The organism is Oleiphilus sp. HI0117 (assembly GCF_001635235.1).
Window position 1 is genome coordinate 1 of the sequence record NZ_LWGA01000536.1, and the last position, 480, is coordinate 480.

2 protein-coding genes are annotated in these 480 nt (G+C 42.9%); one reads left to right on the forward strand and one right to left on the reverse strand.

The features are described 5' to 3' along the window. Positions 1–230 (reverse strand): PHP domain-containing protein (locus tag A3757_RS05960; protein ID WP_156506212.1); only part of this gene is annotated, 230 nt, incomplete at its 3' end. Between the two features lie 113 nt (positions 231–343). Here A3757_RS05960 and A3757_RS28060 point away from each other — a divergent pair. Then, positions 344–480: CoA-binding protein (locus tag A3757_RS28060; protein ID WP_369819536.1), on the forward strand; the 137-nt coding region annotated here is incomplete at its 3' end.

Below are 480 nucleotides of genomic sequence, written 5' to 3' on the forward strand. Positions count from 1 at the left end.
GGCTCACTTTCGTTTTCGAGCCAAATATCAACCCCGGCGATCGGTTTGATACCAGAACCGCGCGTAGACTTATAGAACTTGACGAGTGCACACAGGTTAGATTGATCAGTGATCGCGACCGCCGGAAACTCCTCATCGACCAACTGTTTAATCAGCGGTTTGATCCTTACCAAACCGTTGGTAAGGGAGAATTCAGTATGTAACTTGAGATGAACAAATTTTGCTGGCATGAGGTATCGCGATGACATATTGTAGGAGCTGAGATGTTAGCATGACTTAAGGCCTTGTCGAAGCATCTTAGCGCTTATTTTTTACGACTTTAATTCCCGTATCAGACGCATTGGTGAACCTTATCAAAACACAATTTAACCACAACCAGTTGATAGATCTACTCAACTCAGTTGAAACAATTGCCTTAGTTGGTGCCAGTCAAAAACCCGAAAGACCAAGTAATGAAGTCATGAACTTCTTGCAAAACAA